Here is a 16,103-nt window from a genome sequence, read left to right as displayed (position 1 = left end):
GTTCACCGGTCTCACAGATCCAGCACGAGCCGCGTACTCCTGGCGCGCGAGACACAGATGAGCATCGAGTCGCCGCGCTCCGAGTCGGTCAGCAGCTCGTCCCGGTGATCGATCTCGCCCTCCAGCACCCGCTGTTGGCAGGTCCCGCACCAGCCCTGCTCGCAGGAGTACGGCGTGTTCGGCAGCTCGGTGCGCACGGCGGCCAGCACGGACGAGCCGGCGGCCACGGTCAGGGTGCGCCCGCTGCGGTGCAGCTCGACCTCGAACTCCCCGTCGCCGGTCGCCGTCGTACGCGGCGCGAACCGCTCCACGTGCGGGGCGGTGCCCTCCGGGAGCCGCTCCTCGACGGCCGCCATCAGCCCCTCGGGGCCGCAGCAGTAGACCGCCGCCCCCTCGGGGAGATCCGCGAGGAAGGCGTCCAGGTCCGGCAGCCCGTCCTCGTCCTCGGCGACCACGGTGACCCGGTCCGCGTCCAGCTTCTCGACGTCCTCCAGGAACGGCATCGAGGCCCGCGTCCGCCCGCCGTACAGCAGCCGCCACTCGGTGCCCTCCGGCAGTGCCCGCAGCATGGGCAGGATCGGGGTGATGCCGATGCCGCCGGCGACGAAGACATAGGCGGGGGCCTCGACCAGCGGGAAGCGGTTGCGGGGTCCGCGCACCTCCAGCTCCGTCCCCTCCTGCACCTGCTCGTGCACCTCGCGCGAGCCGCCCCGCCCGTCCTCGACCAGCCGCGTGGCGACGGTGTACGACGAGGTGTCCTCGGGATCGCCGCACAGGGAGTACTGCCGGACCAGCCCCGACGGCAGGACCAGGTCCACGTGGGCTCCCGGCTCCCAGCGCGGCAGGTCGTGTCCCTCCAGACGGATCCCGACCACCCCGTCGGCCAGACGTTCGTGCGCGGTGACCAGCAGTTTGGGGCCACGGGCCCCGGTCCGTCCGGAGACCGGCGCCCGGGCGGCGGTCGTCGTCCCCGGCGGCGAGGCCGAACTCCGGCCCCGTATCGCCCGCCGGACGACCAGCGCGGCGCCGGCCACCACCACCAGGGTCTTCAGCGTGGAGACATGCTTATTGGACATGACGTCAATGTACTGACGAGTAGGCCCGGCAGGAACCCTTGTGCGGGTACTTGTTGACACTGGTGTCAGCAAGCGTGGGCTCCGGTGGCTAGGGCCTGTCTGACAATTCGCGTCGTCGCCCGGAGGGCGGCCTTGCGGCGTGCATGGCGTCGCGAGGCAGACGGGAATCGTCAGACAGGCCCTAGCGCAGCCCGCCGATCGTCCGCCCGTTCTCCAGGACGCCCTTCAGCTCGGCCTGCGCGCCCCGCTCGGCCGCGGCCGTCAGCAGGTTGCCGTCGGCGGAGCCCCTGACCTTGCCCGTCGCCTCGATCGACTCCGTGTCCCGGCTGCCGGCGGCCAGCAGGTACCAGCGGCCGCCCTCCGACTTCCACAGCACCCCGGCCAGCACGTGCGGATCGCGTCTGCCGCACGCCGGTACGTCCTGGGCCTTCGCGGCCACCGCGCCCTGCGCCCCGCCCGGCGTCCGGAACTGCGCCATCACCCGGGCCCCGTCCCCCCGCCAGGTCTCGGCCCGTGTGCACATCCACTCGCCCGACCCGGCCTCGTCGGGCAGCGGCTGGCTCGCGAACTCCCACGCGTTCACCGTGCGCACCCCCTGCCCCCGCACGGCCCCGAGGGAGCAGGCGTACGGCGCCCAGGCGTGCAGGGCCCTGGCACCGGAGACCTCCTTGGTTTTGCCGGGCCGCCCGGTGGTGAGGTGGGCCGGTACCAGCTCGCCGAGGTCGCTCGCCAGCCGGGTGTGCGAGCCGTCGGTCAGCTGGAGCACGTTCCACGACGTGCAGGCGCCGGTGCGCTGGACCGGGGTGGCCAGCGGCGAGGTCACACCGTCGGTCAGCGTCAGGTCCATCGCTCCGGAACCCGGCTTCGCCAGGTCCCGCTCGGCCGCCTTCGTCACCCAGGGCGCCGTCAGATAGCGCACGTTGCCGTCGGCCCGGCCCAGCACCACGGCCGTCGCCTCCGCCCGGCCGGCCCCGTCGGCCCGCGCGAAGTCGAGGGCGGCGCCCGCCGTGCCGTCCTTCGGCTCGGCGTAGCGGACGACGCGCAGACCGTCGTAGAGGATCACCACGTGCGCGGTGTCGACGGTCCCGGCGTACAGCAGCTGCGGCGGTCCGGCCGGCCCGCCGCTCGCGGTGCCCGCCGTCGCCGAGACCCGCACGTTCCCGCCGGGGCGGGCCCAGACGGCGAGGGCCCGGCGCAGCAGCTCCTTGTCGCCGGTGAGGGCACCGCGCGCCGGCCACACCGAGAAGTCGGTGCGCGCGGACGTCTTCCAGGCGGCGGGAGCGGCCTTGGTCAGCCTGCCGGGGTCGAGCGCCGCCTCGGCCGCCGGGTTGCGCGCATACGCCGGGGCGGCGGCGCCGTCCGGTCCCCAGCCGTCGCCGGGCAGGGTCAGCAGTGCCCCGCACACCACCAGCGCCGCCCCGGCGACCAGGGCGGCCTTGGCGTGCCGGCGGCGCCGCATCAGATCGGTGGGCCGGGCCTGGAGCGAGCAGGGGTCGAACTCGGGGGAGCCGAGCAGTGCGTACTGGTCCGCCACCTCGTCGGCCTCGCGCAGCGCGGCGTCGGCGTCGGCGACCCCGGCGGCCGTGAGCAGCCGCCGTACGTCGCTGTCGGGGAGCCGGTCGAGACCGCGCAGCGCGTACGCCGCCCGGGCCGGGCCGGACAGGGCGGACAGCCGCTGGTCCAGAGCGAGTTCGTCGGCGCCGCCCGAGCGCGGGAAGAGCTTGAGCCCCCACACCTGGGGCAGCAGCGGCGGCAGCTGGGACCGCCTGGGCCACGCCCTGCGCCGCAGCGGCAGCCCCGCCTCCAGTGCCGTCCGCACGACCCGCAGCCGCACCAGGGCGTACCCCGGGTCGCCCTCACGGCCGGTCGACTGGGCCGGGATCACGGGCGTCGTCGTCCGGTTCCTGGGCAGCGCGCGCTGCGTCAGGGCGTGCGCGGTCAGCACCCGGCGGCTGCGGCCGAGGTCCGGCGACAGCACGAGGTAGGCGAGGCGGACCAGGCCCGGGTAGTGCTCGACGAGCGCGGCTTCGGCCTGCTCGACGTCGACGACCGGGTCACCGGCGGACGGTGCGGGGCGTTTGGCGACATCCTGTGACTGCACGTCCAGCAGAACGAGCCAGTCGGCCCGTGGTCACCCGGGGGTGCCGTTGAGCGCTTCGCGCTCCGCCGCCGTATCGATGGCCGGAGCCCCGCGCCGGGGGCTCCGTGCGGCATGTCGCCGGAAGGGACCGGAGGAACACATGAGGCTGACCCGACCGAGGCTCGCGCTGGCCGGAGCGGTGACGGTACTGGCGCTGACGGGCTGCGCGTCCGAGGGGGACGGCGAGGCCGTCCCGAAGACGGCGGCCGGGAGCCTGGAGCACCTGGCCGCCGAGGCCGAGTGCGAGCCGGACCTGCAGACCGACGCGGACACCATCCGCCAGGCCATCTGCGAGAAGGGCGACGAGAAGTACATCCTCGCCACCTTCGCCACCGACCGCGGACAGCGCGAGTGGATCAACACAGCCAAGGACTACGGCGGTTACTACCTCGTCGGCCGCAAATGGGTCGCCGTCGGCCACGAGGACGTCGTGGCCGGTCTGCGCGGCCGGCTCGGCGGCACCCTGGAGCAGGGGGCGCGGCACGGGGGCGGCACGCACCCGGCCGGGCACGGCGGCCACGGGAGCTGACCGCCCGCGGGAACGGGGGAGGGCCGGTGACGGACGTCCGTCACCGGCCCTCCCGGGTCCGTCGCCGGGGGACTACGTGCAGTCCTCGCCGTTGTTGATGCAGTCGACCACCTTGTTCATCAGGTCGTCGTCCATGACGTTGATGAAGTCGTTGTGGTCGGTGATCGGCTTGTGCAGCTGCTCCGGGAAGCTGTCCACGGCGTACGGGTTGCGCACCTGGCCGTTCTCGACGGTCGGGGTGGGGATGTCGTACACCAGGCGGACCTGGAGCTGGGGGATGGCCTGGAAGCCGTCCGGGCAGTTGCCGTTCTCGTCGACGAACGCCGTGTGGGTGCGGTGGTTGGCGCTGTCGATGTTCTGGCCGTCCCAGCAGCTCTGGAAGTTGGTCGTCCGCACCACCTGGCTGCCGTCGGGGCACAGCGGGTACTTGTCCGTGACCTGCCGGTCCTCGAAGCCGGTGCAGCTCCAGGAACTGTTGGCGTTCGCGTCGCCGTTGGTGAAGGACTTGGCGTCACCGGTGATGATGCGCAGGAACTTCGGCATCGCGACCACGTCGCCCTGCCGGCTGCCGGCGAACCTCAGCTCGGCCTGGGCGGGCTTGAGGATCTTGCCGATGTTGCCCTCGGCGCCACCGCCCTGGTCGCCGGCGTCGAACTCCTGCGTACCGTCCTGGAGCCGCAGCACCGGCCAGTAGTAGGTGGACTTGTCGCCCTGGTTGCGGCACGAGGTGTCGGCGTTCGCCAGGTCGTCGTCGCTGGAGAAGGCGTCGTTGTCCTGGTTGCCGACGTAGTCGTGGGTGTGGTGCGCGCCGTTGTCGACACCGGGGGCGGCGATCAGGTTGTCGCTGTTGAACAGGTTGTTCTCGTTGACACCGCAGTCGGTGGTGAAGGTGCCGGTGGAGCCGCCGTCGCCGTCCGCGGCGAGGCCGTTGCGGCTGTTGCGCGAGTTCGGCTGGACGTCGTTGATGTCGATGAAGTCGTCGGCCACCGGGCCCGCGACACCGTTGCCGTTGTCGTCCTGGTTCTGGCCGCCGTCGTCCTGGCCGCCGTCGTCCTGGCCGTCACCGCCCTGGCCGCCGTTGTCCTGACCGCCGTCGCCGCCCTGACCGCCGCCCTGGCCACCGTCGCCGTCCTGCGGCTGGTCCGCGGGCCGGCCCTGGCACGTGGCCAGGTCGTCCAGGTTGTCGTCCGCCCGGCCGCCGGCCCGGTTGATCTCCAGCTGGATCCGGTCGATGATCGCCTTCCGCCGGTCCCTGAGCGGCACGAGGATGGCGTTGTCGACGAACCGGGAGTCCCCGGCCTGCGCACGCCGCGTGGTGGCGAGCCGCTGATAGGCGTCGGTGATCTGGCTGTCCAGCGTGGCCAGCTCGCCGTCCACCTCTCCGCGGGCCCGGTCCGGCACGTCGGAGATCCGCTGACCGACGTCGGGACAGCTGATGGTCGCGACCTGCGCCGCGGCCGACCTCGTCCGGTTGTGCGGTGAGTGCTCCTCGTGGGCCGAGGCGTAGAAGTTCGCCCAGACCAGCCCGCCCCCACCGAGCGCCAGGGCCGCCGCCCCGGCAACGGCCTTGGCGGCCAGCGGCATTCGGCGTTTTCTTGTGTTGCGTCCCATGGAACTCCTCTGACTTCCTTGCGGGGCATCGAGGCGCCCGACAGGAGTGAAGCGGCTCCCTTCCATACGGAAGCCGCTCCGGGGGTGTTCACCCGTCTCGGGAATTGGGGAGTCCTGTGGGACCGGTGTGACTCAGCGGCCGTGGTCGAGATAGGCCAGAACCGCCAGGACCCGGCGGTTGTCGTCGTCCGAGACCTCCAGGCTCAGCTTGGCGAAGATGTTCGCGGTGTGCTTCGCGATCGCGCGCTCCGTGACGACGAGCCGGCCCGCGATCGCCGCGTTCGTCCGCCCCTGCGCCATCAGCTCCAGCACCTCCAGCTCCCGGGGCGTCAGCCGCTCCAGCGGCCGGTCCTCCGCCGCACGCCGGCTGAGCAGCTGCTGGATGACCTGCGGATCCATCGCCGTACCGCCCGCCGCCACCCGCCGTACGGCGTCGACGAACTGCTCCGCGTCGAACACCCGGTCCTTGAGCAGATACCCGACCCCGCCGGTGCCGTCGGCGAGCAGCTCACGCGCGTACAGCTGCTCCACGTGCTGCGACAGCACCAGCACCGGCAGCCCCGGCCGCTCCCGGCGGGCGGCGAGCGCGCACTGCAGGCCCTCGTCGGTGTGCGTGGGCGGCAGCCGGACGTCGACCACGGCGACGTCCGGCTCCAGTTCGGCCAGCGCCCGGGTCAGCTCGGGGCCGGACTCGACGGCCGCGGCGATCTCGAAGCCGTGGGCCTCCAGGAGCCGGACCAGTCCGTCGCGCAGCAGGAACAGGTCTTCGGCTAGGACAACGCGCAAGGGATCTCCATGGTGACCATCGTGGGGCCGCCCGCCGGGGAGCTGACGGCCAGGACGCCGTCGAATGTACCCAGCCGCCGCTCCACCCCGGCCAGCCCCGACCCCGCGCCGGCCACCGCACCGCCCTTGCCGTTGTCGGTGACGGAGACGCGCAACTGCCCGTCCGCGTGGTGCACGTCGACCCAGATCCGGTCGGCGCCGGAGTGCTTCACGGCGTTGGTGAGCAGCTCGCTGACCGCGAAGTACGCGGCCGACTCCACGGGCGCCTCCGCGCGGCCGGGCAGGTCCACGTCGGTCTCGACCCGCAGGGGCAGCCGCAGCGCCAGCGCCCGTACCGCGTCCCCGAGTCCGCGTTCGGCGAGGACCGGCGGGTGGATGCCGCGCACCAGCTCGCGCAGTTCCGTCAGGGCCTCGGCGGAGGACTGCCGGGCCTGCGCCAGCAGCTCGCGGGCCTTCGCCGGGTCCTTCTCGAGCAGCGCCTCGATGGTGCCCAGGTCCATGCCCATGGCGACCAGCCGGGCCTGTGCCCCGTCGTGCAGGTCCCGTTCGATGCGGCGCAGTTCGGCGGCGGAGGTGTCGACGGCGTCGCGGCGCGTCTCGGTCAGCACCCGCACCCGCTCGGCCAGTTCGCCCTCACCGGCGCCGAGGAGGACGGCGGTGAGCCGGAAGTGGGCGTGCAGCACGCGCGGGACGAGCCAGAGGGCCGGCACGAGGAGGACGACGGCCAGGGCGGCGGCGTAGAACGCGGAGGTCTGGTCGGTGACGTGCACGAAGCCGTACCAGTAGCCGTCGGGCAGCACCCGCCACAGTCCGGCCGCGATCGCGAACCCCTCCAGCGGGTAGAAGGGCAGCGCGAAGGCGAGGAACGCGGTGACGAAGCCCGCCGTCATGTCGGCCGGCAGCCAGCGGAAGTCCCGCCAGGTCGCCGGGTCGCCGAGCATGCCGAAGGTGCGGGCCCACGGGTTGGCGTCCGCCGGCAGCGGCCGGTACGCCCGCGGGATCCGCACCCCGCCCCACTCGGCGGCCAGCAGCCGCCGCCGGTCCGCGAAGGCCCGCACCCCCGTCAGCACCCACGGGGTGGTGACGATGCCGACCCCGATGGGGATCAGCGCGATCGACACCAGGGTCAGGCAGAAGCACAGCACCGCGCCGGGGAGGCAGATCAGTGCCAGGGCGAGCCCCCGTACGGCCGCCAGGCCCACGTTCCGTACCCGCATCCCGCCGCCGTCGCTCGTCTCGAAGCTCATGGCCTCAGTCTCGCGGAGCCGAACAAGCGGGTCACGGGGTCAGGCCCCCCGGTCAGGAGGTGGTGCCAGGTACACCCCCGTCCGCCGCGAGCACCTTCGCCTCGGTCTCCGGGTCCAGCCCCACCGGCGGCCGGTCCGGGCGCAGCGGCGCGGTGCCGCCGATGTCCCGCAGCCACGTCCAGGTGTCGGCGACGGTCTCGGTGACCGGCCGGCAGCGCAGTCCCGTCGCCAGTGCCCGGGAGACGTCGGCCGTGTGCAGCGCGTCGTGCAGGTCGGTGCCCGGCGGCACCCACACCGGTAGCTGCGTCCACGGCTGCACACCCGCGCCGAGGACGGTGCCGGGGGCCGTCCAGCGCAGCTCGGCCGCGCCGCCCGTGACCCGGACGCAGGCGTCGAGCAGGCCGCCCATGGTGGTGTGCCCCGGCGCGGAGACCAGGTTGTACGGCCCGCTCAGCTCCTGCTCCACCGCGCCGAGGGTCCAAGCGGCGAGGTCGCGGACGTCGACGTACTGCAACGGCAGGTCCCGGGGGCCGGGCGCGAGCACCGGGCCGCCGCGCGCGACGCGGTCCAGCCACCACGGCAGCCGCCCGATGTTCTCGTACGGGCCGAGGATCAGCCCACTGCGCACGAGCACCGAGCGGTCCGCGCCGAAGGCCTCCAGGACGGCCAGCTCGGCACCCCGCTTGTCCCGGGCGTAGTCGCTCTGCCCGGCGTCCGCCGCCGCGCCCTCGACCAGCGGGGCGTCCTCCGCGTACCCGGCGGGCGGGGCCCACGCGTACACCGAGCAGCTCGACACGTACACATACCGTCCGGCGCGGCCGGCCAGCAGCCGCGCCGTGTCCCGCACCGCGCGGGGCGCCGCCGACCAGGTGTCGACGACGGCGTCCCAGGTGCCCTCGGCGAGGGCGGTGAGCCCGTCGGGCGCGGTGCGGTCGCCGTGCAGCGACCGCACCCCGGGCGGTGGCGCGTGCCTCCCCCGGTGGAAGACGGTCACCTCCCAGCCACGCCCGAGCGCCGCCTCCACCACGGCCCGTCCCGCGAACTCCGTACCGCCCAGCACCAGTAGCCTCATGCGGGTCACTCTGCCCGGTGCGGTGGCCCGGGGGAACGGCCCTCTGCCGACAGCAGAGCCTCAGCGTCCGGTGGGCGGCGTGTACTTGTAGCCGACGCGCCGCACGGTCTGGATCGTCCGCCGGTGTTCGGCGCCCAGCTTGCGGCGCAGCCGGGCGACGTGCACGTCCACGGTGCGGCCGTCGCCGACGTGGCCGTAGCCCCACACCGTGGTGACCAGCTGGTCGCGGGTGTGCACGCGGTGCGGGTGCGCGACGAGGTGGGCGAGCAGCTCGAACTCCAGGTAGGTCAGATCGAGTTGGCGTCCGTCCACGGAGGCGGTCCGGCGTGCGGCGTCGATCCGGACGAGCGGGTCGCCGGCGACGTCGGCGTCCTTGGCGTCCTTGGCGTCCTGCTGCGCCGTGCCGGCCACGGCCACCGGCGGGAAGGGCGGCTGCTGGTCGGCGGGGACGAGCACCAGGTAGCCGACCATGGGCGGCCGGCCCGGCAGGGTGGGCAGGGTGTGCGGGGGAGCGGGCAGCCAGGTGGCGCCCGGCGGCAGGAAGTCCGTGACGTCCACCACCTCGTCCCGGTCCACGGCCCGCAGCCGGTGGCGGGCCGGGGCGGCGGGGGCGGAGGCGGTGACGGGAGCGGTGGAGAGGGAACGAGTGGTCGCCATGAGAGGTCAGCTCTTTCGCGCGAGGAGTTCGTCGGGAGGACGACGGCCGCGGCTCAGCGGCCGGGGCGTCGGGGACGTACGTCGTGCGCGTCGGCGAAAGCCGGGACTACGGCTTCACAGGGCCGGCGCGATCGTCGCGCGGCAACACACCCGGTCGAAGTCGTGGTGCTGACGGGAAGGCCAGAAGGGCTCGAGGTCGTGGCGACCCGTCGCTGCGTGCTTCTGGAAGGCGGACATGGGTCCATTGAAGCAGACGGCCGCGCGCGGCAGGAGGGTCCTCTCACTGCTTGGACGTCTTCCGGCGTCTCCTGACGCCTCGTCGGCCGGAAACCGACGTCGCAAAAGGGCGCCCGCCACGACGGCGGACGCCCCCTCTCTAGACGGCACGGATCAGACCTGGCCGGCCTTCTCCAGGGCGGAGCAGCAGGTCTCCACCAGCAGGCGGGTCACCACGTAGGGGTCGACGTTGGCGTTGGGACGGCGGTCCTCGATGTAGCCCTTGCCGTCCTTCTCGACCTGCCACGGGATGCGGACCGAGGCGCCGCGGTCGGATACGCCGTACGAGTACTCGTTCCACGGGGCGGTCTCGTGCAGGCCGGTCAGGCGGTCGTCGATGCCCGCGCCGTAGTTCTTGACGTGGTCCATCGGCTTGGAGCCCTCACCGAGCGACTCGCACGCGGTGATGATCGCGTCGTAGCCCTCGCGCATCGCCTTGGTGGAGAAGTTGGTGTGCGCGCCCGCGCCGTTCCAGTCGCCCTTGACCGGCTTGGGGTCCAGGGTGGCGGAGACCTCGAAGTCCTCGGCGGTGCGGTAGAGCAGCCAGCGGGCCACCCACAGCTGGTCGGAGACCTCCAGCGGCGCCAGCGGGCCGACCTGGAACTCCCACTGGCCGGGCATGACCTCGGCGTTGATGCCGGAGATGCCGAGGCCGGCCTTCAGGCAGTTCTCCAGGTGCGCCTCGACGACGTCACGGCCGAAGATCTCGTCCGAGCCGACACCGCAGTAGTAGCCGCCCTGCGCGGCCGGGAAGCCGCCCTCGGGGAAGCCGAGCGGGCGGGAGCCCTTGAAGAAGGTGTACTCCTGCTCGATGCCGAAGATCGGCTCCTGCGCGGCGTAGCGCTCGGAGAGCTCGGCCAGCGCGGCCCGGGTGTTGCTCGGGTGCGGCGTCATGTCCGTGTCGAGGACCTCGCACAGCACCAGGATGTCGTCGCCGCCGCGGATCGGGTCGGGGCAGGAGAAGACCGGCTTGAGCACGCAGTCCGAGGAGCTGCCCTCGGCCTGGTTGGTGGAGGACCCGTCGAAACCCCAGATCGGCAGGGCGTCCAGTCCGGCCGGGGCATCCGTGATGATCTTCGTCTTGGAACGGAGCTTGGCCGTCGGCTCGGTGCCGTCGATCCAGATGTACTCAGCCTTGAAGGTCACGGGGCCACATCCTTCGGGGTGGGTCTGGGCGCACTTGCGGGTGCTGCGGCGCTGCGGCACTGGGCGCCGCGTCTACTGCCGTGCAGCGTGTCAACAGGCGATTTCCCGTCCGTTGCCCGTATGTGAACCCCGTGTTACCTGGGGGTGATGAGGCGCGTCTCACGGCCCACGCCTCCGCTCGGCGCGGGCCGAGCGGAGGCGTGGAGGGCGGCGAAGAGGAGAGGAGGTCAGCCGACCTTCTCGATCAGCGCCCGGCGGATGAGGAACTTGCCCTGCTCCCGGACCTGTTCGAACGCCGCGTTGTTGAGCAGCACGCAGCTCCCCGAGACCGAGTCGACCTCCACCGTTGTCGACTTGTCGTTGTCCAGGTTGGTCACCTTGAGCTTGGTGCCCACCGGGAACTGGTTGCTGGAGGCCGCGGGTGCGCCGCCCTCGCCGGAGAGGGTGACGGTGGAGCCGTTGCAGACCTGCTCACCGGCCTGCGCGGCGCCGCCCGCCTGGTCACCGGCCTGCTGTCCGGCCTCTTCCTGCCCGGCTCCCGCCTGCCCGGCGTCCTGGCCCGTCTCCTGCCCGGCGTCCTGGCCGTCCTGCGGCGGCCGCGCGGCCTGGGAGTCCTGAGCCGACTCCCCCACCGCGCACCCGGACGCCTCCTGCTGGCGCTCGATCTCCTCGATGACCGCCTCGCGGTTGGCGATCCGCGCCTCGGACTGCGCGTCGGGGGCGGCCCGCTGGCCGTCGATGAACCGCTGGTTGTTGCCGAGCGCGGTGGCCAGGCCCTGGCAGACGGTGGAGTCCTGGGCGGACTTGGTCTGCGCGTTCTGGGTGGTCTGCGCGGCGTTCGAGGCGTTCGCCATCACGAAGGCCCCGCCGCCCGCCACCGACGCGGCGCTCACCAGCAGCGCGATCTTCTTCTTCGTACCGAGACTTCTCCTGCGCGACATGCGCGCCTCCTGAAGAGGTAGGGGAGCGTACGCCGCTATGTACGAGATACCGAACGAGGTTACTCAGCGGTCACGGGGATCCGCCGAAGTAACCTGCGTCACAGCCGGGGGGAGGGCAGGTCAGCTCGCCCCGGGGACGTCGTCGCCGTCCTCGTACGCCACCACGTTGTCGTCGACGTACTGGAGCAGGCCCTCCGTCTGCCGGGTGAGCTCGGCCTCACCGGTCTCCGCGCCGTCGCCCCACTGGCCGTTCGCGAACACCACCGAGCGCACGGTCATCAGGCGCCGGAAGACACCGGCCGAACCGGGCGGCGTAACAGGGCGCTCCGCGCCGAGTGCGCCGCATGGGCGGTCGCCGGGACTCAGCGGGACAGAGCGTCCCGTACCGCCTCCTCGGAGCGGCCCACGACGGCCGTTCCGTCCTCCGCCGTGATGATCGGGCGCTGGATCAGCTTCGGGTGCGCGGCGAGCGCGGCGACCCAGCGGTCGCGTGACGCCTCGTCACGGGGCCAGTCCTTCAGTCCGAGTTCCTTGGCGTCGGTCTCGCCGGTGCGGGTGATGTCCCACGGTTCGAGGCCGAGGCGGGTGAGGACCTCGCGGATCTCGTCCTCGCTCGGTACGTCCTCCAGGTAGCGGCGGACGGTGTAGTCGGCGCCCTCGGCGTCGAGCAGGCTGATGGCGCTGCGGCACTTGGAACAGGCCGGGTTGATCCAGATCTCCATGCCGCACACGGTAGCCCGAGGGGCGCGAAACCCGTTCTCCCCGCACGCCTCAGCAACCCCGAAAGCCCTTGTGGCCAGGGGCTTTTGTCAGTGGGGGGCGGTAAAATAGAAGCAGTGTTCGAGGGTGTCGCCGGGGTGTCCGGACGGCGCCCCGACCGCGACAGGAGGATGCCCGTGCCCGCAGCCGCACTGAAGCAGAAGCCCTTGCCCACCCAGTCGACCGCCAAGCGACCCGTCCTGCTCGACCTGCCGTACCAGCCCGTGGAGAAGAGCCCGCTGCCGGCGGGCCGCCCCCGCGAGTGGTACGTCACGCACAACCGCCGGCTCAAGGCGATGCGACTCGCCATCGCCCTGCTCGACTCCGGCGTCTACCTGCCGAACCAGGCCCGCAACGAGACGATACGCAGCGCCGCGGAGACGATCGGCGTGCACCCGCCGTCGGACACGACGTGCCACATGGTGCGGGCGCTGATGCGGTACTCGCGGTGACGCGGGCGCCGGGTGCCGCTTCTTCCGACGGTGCCCGGCGCCGAGGTTGCCGTGTCGGGGGGCCGCGCCCCCGGACCCCCGCTTCGGCCTGACCGGCCTCGTCCTCAAAAGCCGGACGGGCTGAGTGTCCTGACCGGCGTCGAGAGTCGCTCGCCCTACGCCGACAGCTCCCGCTCCAGCGGCGTCCGGAAGCGTGGGGTGATCCGGGTGGTCCCCACCCAGCCCCGCAGACGCTCCGCCTCCGCCGTGATCGCGGCCTCCGCCTCCCGGCCGATGCCCTCGCCGTCCAGGAGCCGCCAGACGATCTCCCCGTCGGCCCGCTGGGCCCAGCCGCCGATCACGCGGCCGTCCCACCAGACCGTCGGGCCGACGTTGCCGCTGCGGTCGAACAGCATCGGCCGCAGCGCGGGCGCCAGATACCAGTCCCGGTGCCGCCAGCCCATCGCCGTCGGGTCCAGCGCGGGCAGCAGCGCGGCCCAGGATTCCGCGGGCGCCGCCACCGGACCGGCGTCACCGGCGACCACGTACCCCGCGCCCTCGTCCAGCGACACCGTCTCCGCGCCGATCGCGGCCAGCGCCCGGCGCACCTCCGTCACCCGCCACCCCGTCCACCACTTCAGGTCCTCCTCGGTGGCCGGCCCGCACGCCCCCAGCCACCGGCGCAGCAGCTCGGCCTGCGCCCCGGCGGTGTCCAGCTCGGGATGCTCGGGCGCCGGCGCCCAGCGGAACTGGCTGGACGTCCACGAACCCAGCGGCCGGCCCCGCACGACCTTGCCCTCCACCCCCAGCACCTTCAGCAGCCGGGTGGAGACCGTGTGCGTGCCCGCGTAGTTCTTCCCGGCCGCGTACGCGAACTGCTCCTTCAGCCGCGGCTCGTCGCGGGCCAGTTCGGCCGCCGTCGCCTGCCCGCGCCGGGCCAGCGCCGCCAGCGTCGACTCCTCGACCTCCGCCAGCCAGGCCGCGTCCGGCGCACCGGCCGCCGCCATGTGCTTGAGCAGCGCGGCCCGCTCCCGGGCGGCCACCGCGAGACCGGTCGAGGCGTGCACGACCGCCGTCAGCCCGGCCGGGAAGACGAACACGGTGTGCCGCATGCCGTGCATCCGGACCAGCGCCCCGTCCTCGTACAGCGCCCGCTCCGTCTCGCCCACCGTCTTCGCCGGGTCCGCCAGCCGTGCGCCGACGGCCAGGTACACCGTCGAGGGGTCCGTGCCGTGCAGGGCGACCAGTGAACCGGCGACCTCCTCCGGGCTGCCCGCCCGGGCCCCGCGCGCCAGTCGCTGGCGCAGCGCGAGCCTGGCCCGCCGCTCCGCCGTCCCGATGTGCCGCCGTCCTTCACCCATACCGGCCTCCGCCCGCCCGTCGCGTCTCGGTGCGGCCATCCTGCCCGACACCACTGACAGCGGCGGTGCCCGTGCGGGTCACAGCCCCGGAGCGCCCCACACCGGGAACCAGCGCCCCAGGTCGTCCTCGACCGGCAGCTCGTCGGCGAGCACCGCCCGTATCCGCAGCTCCAGCGCGTTGTCCCGTTGCTGCCGGTCACCGGGCAGGGGCGCGAAGGGGTAGAAGGTGCCCCGCTTGTAGAGGTAGACGAGCGCGAGCCGCCGCCCGTCGTCGTCGCGGAAGCCGGCCAGGGAGCACAGCAGCTGCGGTCCAAAACCGTTGACCTCCATCGAGCTGTTCACCGCGTGCAGGTCGTTCACGAGCTGCGGCAGCTGGTCGGGGGAGCGGTGCGAGACGAGCCAGGAGTAGCCGTAGGAGTCGTGGCTCAGTTCCACCGGGGTCCGGCCGGCGTCCGCGTCCAGCAGGGCCCGGACCTCCCGGTGCGTCTGCTCGAAGGCGGCGCCCTCGACCGTGGCGAAGCACACCGCGCCCTGCCCGGTCGGCGTGAAACCGGCCGCCGACTGCAGGCCCACCGCCGCCGCGGGCAGCGCGAAGAGCCGGTCCAGGTCGGGCGGGACGGGCTTGGAGCGGCCGAGCAGGATGTCCAGCAGGCCCATCCTTCTCAGGCCTTTCCGGGCGCCGCCGCCTCACCCAGTTCGGCGGAGATCCGGCCCAGCTGGTCGAGCCGCTGCTCCAGGCTGGGGTGCGTGGTGAACAGCCGTCCGAGGCCGGGCTCGGCGCCGAAGGCGGGCGTGAAGTAGAAGGCGTTGAAGGCCTGCGCCGTGCGCAGGTCCTTCGTCGGGATGCGGGCGATGTCGCCGGTCACCTTGGTGAGCGCGGAGGCCAGCGCCGAGGGACGGCCGGTGAGCAGGGCGGCGGCCCGGTCCGCGGCCAGCTCCCGGTACCGGGACAGGGCCCGGATCAGCAGGAAGCTGAGCGCGTACACCGCCGCGGAGACGCCCATCACGGCCGCGAACACGATGAGGGTGTTCTGGTCCCTCCGTCCGCCGCCGAACAGCTGCGAGTAGAAGGCGAAGCGCACGACCAGCCCCGCGATCACGCCCAGGAAGGACGCGACCGTGATCACGGCGACGTCCTTGTGCGCCACGTGCGACAGCTCGTGCGCGAGCACCCCCTCCAGCTCGGCCGGCTCCAGCCGGCGCAGCAGCCCGGTGGTCACGCAGATCACCGCGTTGTCAGGGTTCCGCCCGGTCGCGAAGGCGTTCGGCATGTCCATCGCCGACACGGCGACCACCGGCTTCGGCATGCCGGCCATCGCCGACAGCCGGTCGACCACTCCGTGCAGCTCCGGGTACTCGTCCCGCTCCACGATCCGGCCCCGCATCGCGAACAGCGCGATCCGGTCGGAGAACCAGTACTGCGCCCCGAACATCAGGGCCACGATCACCACGACGAGGACCCAGGACTTCAGCAGCACGATCAGCGCGGCGATGAAGCCCACGTACAGCAGGCCGAGCAGGAACAGCGTGATTCCCATGCGCACGGTCAGCCGCCGGTCGCTCCGGAAGCGGCTCTGCATCTGCATCACCCCGCAGTCGCGCACTCGTCCCGTTGTCCAGTGTGCACCCGGCGCACCCCAGGAACGGGTCGCGGCCGGTACCGGAGGCGGCAAAGAAGAGGCGGGCGGCAAAGAAGAGGCGGCAAGGCGCCTAGTAGGGCGCCCGGAAGTTGATGTACCCGAGCAGCACGATCACGGCGGCCACACTGCCGAGCACCACGGCGGTGGACACCCACGAGGAGCGGCGGCCGGATCCCACGTGATCGGGGTCGGCACGGAAGGGCACCGGTCCGGGAGGGTTCTCCTTCCAGCGCGCGGCCAGCATCCGGGCACGGGCGGACGGCTCCTTGTGCTCGGCTCCGTCAGCCCACGTGAGGTCGAACTCCCGCTGCTCGTCGTCCCGTTCGGACATCCCCGCCCCTCTCCCCGTTCCCGTCGATCGAACATCCGTGTTGGTACACCAGGAGGGCCGGCCCGCGCAAACGACGGCGTCCCCGCCCCTGGGGACAGGA

The 16,103-nt window shown here is 73.0% G+C and carries 17 protein-coding genes; 2 read left to right on the top strand and 15 right to left on the bottom strand.

Annotation, left to right across the window (positions count from 1 at the left end; translation table 11 throughout):
- Positions 1-11: 11 nt before the first annotated feature.
- Positions 12-1,076, bottom strand: a complete 1,065-nt coding sequence (locus ACIRG6_RS01475; protein ID WP_403320181.1) for a PDR/VanB family oxidoreductase — start codon at positions 1,074-1,076, stop codon at positions 12-14.
- Positions 1,077-1,257: 181 nt separating this feature from the next.
- Complete coding sequence (locus tag ACIRG6_RS01470; protein ID WP_403320180.1) at positions 1,258-3,177, bottom strand: hypothetical protein; 1,920 nt, start codon at positions 3,175-3,177, stop codon at positions 1,258-1,260.
- 139 nt (positions 3,178-3,316) lie between these two features.
- Between ACIRG6_RS01470 and ACIRG6_RS01465 the strand changes: the two genes are divergently transcribed.
- Positions 3,317-3,745, top strand: coding sequence for a hypothetical protein (locus ACIRG6_RS01465; protein ID WP_364817661.1), 429 nt, complete (start codon positions 3,317-3,319; stop codon positions 3,743-3,745).
- A gap of 72 nt (positions 3,746-3,817) precedes the next feature.
- Here the strand turns inward: ACIRG6_RS01465 and ACIRG6_RS01460 are convergent, their stop codons facing one another.
- The 9 genes from ACIRG6_RS01460 to ACIRG6_RS01420 all read right to left on the bottom strand — a co-directional run bounded on the left by ACIRG6_RS01460 (position 3,818) and on the right by ACIRG6_RS01420 (position 12,203).
- Positions 3,818-5,356 carry a DUF1996 domain-containing protein gene (locus tag ACIRG6_RS01460; RefSeq protein WP_403320177.1) on the bottom strand — a complete coding sequence of 513 codons (1,539 nt, stop codon included), beginning with the start codon at positions 5,354-5,356 and terminating at the stop codon, positions 3,818-3,820.
- Between the two features lie 132 nt (positions 5,357-5,488).
- Positions 5,489-6,142: a response regulator transcription factor gene (locus ACIRG6_RS01455; RefSeq protein ID WP_318218284.1), complete on the bottom strand. Its 654-nt coding sequence runs from the start codon at positions 6,140-6,142 to the stop codon at positions 5,489-5,491.
- Entirely contained in the window at positions 6,127-7,389 is a 1,263-nt protein-coding gene (locus ACIRG6_RS01450; protein WP_403320174.1) for a sensor histidine kinase, read from the bottom strand. The genes ACIRG6_RS01455 and ACIRG6_RS01450 overlap by 16 nt, the downstream gene beginning before the upstream one ends.
- Positions 7,390-7,441: 52 nt before the next feature.
- Positions 7,442-8,461 carry an SDR family oxidoreductase gene (locus ACIRG6_RS01445; RefSeq protein WP_403320172.1) on the bottom strand — a complete coding sequence of 340 codons (1,020 nt, stop codon included), beginning with the start codon at positions 8,459-8,461 and terminating at the stop codon, positions 7,442-7,444.
- Between the two features lie 60 nt (positions 8,462-8,521).
- Positions 8,522-9,118, bottom strand: coding sequence for a winged helix-turn-helix domain-containing protein (locus tag ACIRG6_RS01440; RefSeq protein ID WP_403320169.1), 597 nt, complete (start codon positions 9,116-9,118; stop codon positions 8,522-8,524).
- A 390-nt stretch (positions 9,119-9,508) separates the two neighbouring features.
- The gene (glnII, locus tag ACIRG6_RS01435; RefSeq protein ID WP_318218280.1) at positions 9,509-10,540 is read right to left on the bottom strand and encodes a glutamine synthetase; all 1,032 of its coding nucleotides are present in this window, start codon (positions 10,538-10,540) and stop codon (positions 9,509-9,511) included.
- Positions 10,541-10,767: 227 nt separating this feature from the next.
- Positions 10,768-11,481: an RlpA-like double-psi beta-barrel domain-containing protein gene (locus ACIRG6_RS01430; protein ID WP_364677479.1), complete on the bottom strand. Its 714-nt coding sequence runs from the start codon at positions 11,479-11,481 to the stop codon at positions 10,768-10,770.
- A gap of 120 nt (positions 11,482-11,601) precedes the next feature.
- Complete coding sequence (locus tag ACIRG6_RS01425) at positions 11,602-11,760, bottom strand: hypothetical protein (protein WP_364677481.1); 159 nt, start codon at positions 11,758-11,760, stop codon at positions 11,602-11,604.
- An 83-nt stretch (positions 11,761-11,843) separates the two neighbouring features.
- Positions 11,844-12,203, bottom strand: a complete 360-nt coding sequence (locus ACIRG6_RS01420) for an arsenate reductase family protein (RefSeq protein ID WP_364677483.1) — start codon at positions 12,201-12,203, stop codon at positions 11,844-11,846.
- 174 nt (positions 12,204-12,377) lie between these two features.
- On the opposite strand from ACIRG6_RS01420, the gene ACIRG6_RS01415 reads away from it, so the two are divergent.
- The gene (locus ACIRG6_RS01415; protein ID WP_189228135.1) at positions 12,378-12,692 is read left to right on the top strand and encodes a hypothetical protein; all 315 of its coding nucleotides are present in this window, start codon (positions 12,378-12,380) and stop codon (positions 12,690-12,692) included.
- A 155-nt stretch (positions 12,693-12,847) separates the two neighbouring features.
- Here the strand turns inward: ACIRG6_RS01415 and ACIRG6_RS01410 are convergent, their stop codons facing one another.
- The 4 genes from ACIRG6_RS01410 to ACIRG6_RS01395 all read right to left on the bottom strand — a co-directional run bounded on the left by ACIRG6_RS01410 (position 12,848) and on the right by ACIRG6_RS01395 (position 16,003).
- Positions 12,848-14,032, bottom strand: coding sequence for a winged helix DNA-binding domain-containing protein (locus tag ACIRG6_RS01410; protein WP_364677485.1), 1,185 nt, complete (start codon positions 14,030-14,032; stop codon positions 12,848-12,850).
- 78 nt (positions 14,033-14,110) lie between these two features.
- On the bottom strand, positions 14,111-14,689 hold the full coding sequence (gene pspAB, locus ACIRG6_RS01405) for a PspA-associated protein PspAB (protein WP_403320166.1): 579 nt from the start codon (positions 14,687-14,689) through the stop codon (positions 14,111-14,113).
- A 5-nt stretch (positions 14,690-14,694) separates the two neighbouring features.
- Positions 14,695-15,612 (bottom strand): zinc metalloprotease HtpX, encoded by a 918-nt coding sequence (gene htpX / locus ACIRG6_RS01400; protein WP_364677488.1) that lies wholly within the window; start codon positions 15,610-15,612, stop codon positions 14,695-14,697.
- A gap of 130 nt (positions 15,613-15,742) precedes the next feature.
- Complete coding sequence (locus tag ACIRG6_RS01395; protein WP_239768548.1) at positions 15,743-16,003, bottom strand: SCO2583/SCO2584 N-terminal domain-containing protein; 261 nt, start codon at positions 16,001-16,003, stop codon at positions 15,743-15,745.
- Positions 16,004-16,103: the final 100 nt, after the last annotated feature.

This window comes from Streptomyces flaveolus, assembly GCF_044765825.1.
Taxonomy (GTDB): Bacteria; Actinomycetota; Actinomycetes; order Streptomycetales; family Streptomycetaceae; genus Streptomyces; species Streptomyces flaveolus.
This window is presented reverse-complemented; position numbering and strand designations above follow the sequence as displayed.

What these genes read in the sequence shown, in the direction of transcription:
- ACIRG6_RS01475 (WP_403320181.1), bottom strand. Translation starts at nt 1,076, where the DNA reads ATGTCCAATAAGCATGTCTCCACGCTGAAGACCCTGGTGGTGGTGGCC.
- ACIRG6_RS01465 (WP_364817661.1), top strand. Translation starts at nt 3,317, where the DNA reads ATGAGGCTGACCCGACCGAGGCTCGCGCTGGCCGGAGCGGTGACGGTA.
- ACIRG6_RS01460 (WP_403320177.1), bottom strand. Translation starts at nt 5,356, where the DNA reads ATGGGACGCAACACAAGAAAACGCCGAATGCCGCTGGCCGCCAAGGCC.
- ACIRG6_RS01450 (WP_403320174.1), bottom strand. Translation starts at nt 7,389, where the DNA reads ATGAGCTTCGAGACGAGCGACGGCGGCGGGATGCGGGTACGGAACGTG.
- ACIRG6_RS01445 (WP_403320172.1), bottom strand. Translation starts at nt 8,461, where the DNA reads ATGAGGCTACTGGTGCTGGGCGGTACGGAGTTCGCGGGACGGGCCGTG.
- ACIRG6_RS01440 (WP_403320169.1), bottom strand. Translation starts at nt 9,118, where the DNA reads ATGGCGACCACTCGTTCCCTCTCCACCGCTCCCGTCACCGCCTCCGCC.
- ACIRG6_RS01430 (WP_364677479.1), bottom strand. Translation starts at nt 11,481, where the DNA reads ATGTCGCGCAGGAGAAGTCTCGGTACGAAGAAGAAGATCGCGCTGCTG.
- ACIRG6_RS01425 (WP_364677481.1), bottom strand. Translation starts at nt 11,760, where the DNA reads ATGACCGTGCGCTCGGTGGTGTTCGCGAACGGCCAGTGGGGCGACGGC.
- ACIRG6_RS01420 (WP_364677483.1), bottom strand. Translation starts at nt 12,203, where the DNA reads ATGGAGATCTGGATCAACCCGGCCTGTTCCAAGTGCCGCAGCGCCATC.
- ACIRG6_RS01410 (WP_364677485.1), bottom strand. Translation starts at nt 14,032, where the DNA reads ATGGGTGAAGGACGGCGGCACATCGGGACGGCGGAGCGGCGGGCCAGG.
- pspAB (WP_403320166.1), bottom strand. Translation starts at nt 14,689, where the DNA reads ATGGGCCTGCTGGACATCCTGCTCGGCCGCTCCAAGCCCGTCCCGCCC.
- htpX (WP_364677488.1), bottom strand. Translation starts at nt 15,612, where the DNA reads ATGCAGAGCCGCTTCCGGAGCGACCGGCGGCTGACCGTGCGCATGGGA.
- ACIRG6_RS01395 (WP_239768548.1), bottom strand. Translation starts at nt 16,003, where the DNA reads ATGTCCGAACGGGACGACGAGCAGCGGGAGTTCGACCTCACGTGGGCT.